3 protein-coding genes are annotated in these 2688 nt (G+C 58.7%); all 3 read right to left on the bottom strand.

The window, feature by feature from the left end:
- Positions 1-160: 160 nt before the first annotated feature.
- Positions 161-820, bottom strand: coding sequence for a ribulose-phosphate 3-epimerase (gene rpe / locus ACP5SG_RS09570; protein ID WP_237889059.1), 660 nt, complete (start codon positions 818-820; stop codon positions 161-163).
- A gap of 1 nt (position 821) precedes the next feature.
- Positions 822-1886: a class II fructose-bisphosphate aldolase gene (fba, locus tag ACP5SG_RS09565; protein WP_237889058.1), complete on the bottom strand. Its 1065-nt coding sequence runs from the start codon at positions 1884-1886 to the stop codon at positions 822-824.
- 65 nt (positions 1887-1951) lie between these two features.
- Positions 1952-2688, bottom strand: a 737-nt coding sequence (locus ACP5SG_RS09560; RefSeq protein WP_428124046.1) for a pyruvate kinase, incomplete at its 5' end; no start/stop codon positions are given.

Below are 2688 nucleotides of genomic sequence, written 5' to 3'. Positions count from 1 at the left end.
CGATCACAGCAGCGCGTCTGCGACGGACTCTCACCGTCTTCCGTTTCCCGCATGTGTATTCCAATTCCAAATTATAACTTTGTCGGCTTCGCTGCGCGGCTCCTCGACGTATTTATTATAATGTACTGTCTCGTCGCTGCTCATTCGCCTTCGCGTTCTACTATTGTTTTGCCACGGCGGCCATAAAGGCCTCATGACGCTGCCGGTAGGGAGGAAAGGCAAAAAATGCCGAGCCCGAAACCAGGATGTCGGCGCCGGCCGCAGACAGAGAGGATGCATTTTCAAGGGTCACGCCGCCATCTATCTCTATCAGGGTTGCCGCATCCTGGGCGATGATCATTTCCTTCAGCCGCCTGGTCTTTTCAAGGCAGAAAGGGATGAACTTCTGGCCGCCGAAACCAGGATTGACGCCCATGACCAGCACCATATAAAGCTGGGGCAGGAGGTATTCCACCATAGCTAGAGGCGTGTGCGGGTTCAGGGCCACGGCAGACCGCGCCCCAAGCCTGGCTATCTCGCTGACCGTTCGTTCAAGATGCGTCTCCGCCTCGGCATGGACGCAGATGAGGTCGGCGCCGGCATCCACGAACTGCCCGATGAACCGACCGGGCCGTTCGACCATGAGATGCACGTCAAAAAACAGGTTGCTGTCTTTCCGGCAACTGGCAATCACGGCCGGGCCAATGGTGATATTGGGCACAAACATGCCATCCATCACATCCCAGTGCACCCAGGAAAGACCGGCCTCTTCAAGGGCGGCGAGCTCCCGGGCCAGGCAACCGAAATCCGCCGAAAGGAGCGAAGGAGAGAGCACCGGCATCTCAATCAACCTCCGGGTCTAGGGCGCCAGCGGCATAGCGCTCTGCCATGACATCCAGGGCAAGCGGTCTTATTTTTTCCGCCTGGCCTGCCGAGCCAAAGGCCTCGAAACGCTGCCGGCAGATATCCTTCATGGCCTCGGTGGCGGCCTGCAGGAATTTTCTTGGGTCAAAATTCTTTGGATTTTCTGCCAGGTGACGTCTGACCGCACCGGTGGACGCCAGGCGGAGGTCTGTGTCGATATTGACCTTGCGCACCCCGTGCCGGATGCCCTCCTGGATCTCTTCCACCGGTACCCCGTAGGTCTCACCAATATCCCCGCCATATTCGTTGATGATCATCAGCCACTCCTGGGGCACGCTGGAAGAACCGTGCATGACCAAGTGGGTATCCGGTATCCTGGCATGTATCTCCTTTATCCTGTCAATGGCCAGGATATCGCCGGAAGGCGGTCTCGAGAACTTGTAGGCCCCATGGCTGGTACCGATGGCGATGGCCAGGGCGTCCACTTTGGTTTTTTTCACAAAGTCCGCTGCCTGTTCCGGGTCGGTGAGCATCTGCTCCCTGGCGAGAACCCCATCCGCGCCAACACCATCCTCCTTGCCGGCCAGGGCGGTCTCAAGCGAACCCAGCACGCCAAGTTCACCCTCCACAGACACGCCGCACCCATGGGCCATTTCCACGACTTTGCTGGTGACCGCGACATTGTATTCATAGGTGGATGGGGTTTTCGCATCTTCCAGGAGGGAGCCGTCCATCATAACCGAGGTAAATCCCGACTGGATGGACTGCACACAAACGGCCGGTGAGGCCCCGTGGTCCTGATGGAGACAGACCGGGATATGGGGCCACTCCTCAACGGCGGCCAGAATCAAATGCCGCAGAAAAACAGCCCCGGCGTACCTGCGCGCCCCGGCGGAACTCTGCACAATTACCGGACTGCCGGTCTCGTGCGCCGCCTCCATGATGGCGCGCACCTGTTCCATGTTGTTGACGTTAAAAGCGGGAACCCCATAACCGTGCTCAGCAGCATGATCCAGGAGTTGCCGGAGAGAAATAAATGCCATAATATCCTCCTTTTGTTTTTTTGTTTTCCCCCTCGTCCCGTGTCGGCCCGGCGCGGGACGGCTCATTACACCTTGACGATCTTCATCGAATTTGTGCCGCCCCCCTTGCCGGGAAGGTCGCCGCAGGCGGTGATGACGATATCCCCCTCCATTGCGGCGCCCATCCGGACAAGCCTGGCTGCTGCCTCGGCGTGTTGTTCCGGGGCGCTGACGGATGTGATATCAAAAGGTACCGGGTACACCCCCCTGAAGAGGGTCATCCGCCGCAGGGTCTTCTCGTGACGGGCAAGGGCGTAGATCGAAACCCCTGAACTAATCCGCGACATCAGCATGGGCGTCTTGCCAGACTCGGTCAGCACCGATATGGCCTTTACCTCCAGGTGATTGGCGGCGTACATGACGGACATGGCCAAGGTCTCGTCAATGTGGGAAAACCGGGTGTCAATCCGGTGACGGGAGGTCCTGGCCACATCCTGCTTTTCCGCCTCCATGCAGATCTGGGCCATGTGGCGCACTGTCTTGACCGGAAACCGGCCGACAGCGGTCTCGGCCGAGAGCATGACCGCATCGGTACCGTCCAGTACCGCGTTGGCCACATCAAAGACCTCGGCCCTGGTGGGTATGGGGTTTTCAATCATGGACTCCATCATCTGGGTAGCGGTGATCACCACCCGGTTCAGGCATCTTGTCTGTCTGATGATCTGCTTCTGTACCGCCGGCAGTCCGGCCTCGCCGATCTCTACACCCAGGTCGCCACGGGCGATCATGACAACGTCAGCCGCTTTTATAATCTCATCCAGGG

Origin of the sequence: Dissulfurimicrobium sp., assembly GCF_049968175.1 — a bacterium.
Taxonomy (GTDB): Bacteria; Desulfobacterota; Dissulfuribacteria; order Dissulfuribacterales; family Sh68; genus Dissulfurimicrobium; species Dissulfurimicrobium hydrothermale.
This window is presented reverse-complemented; position numbering and strand designations above follow the sequence as displayed.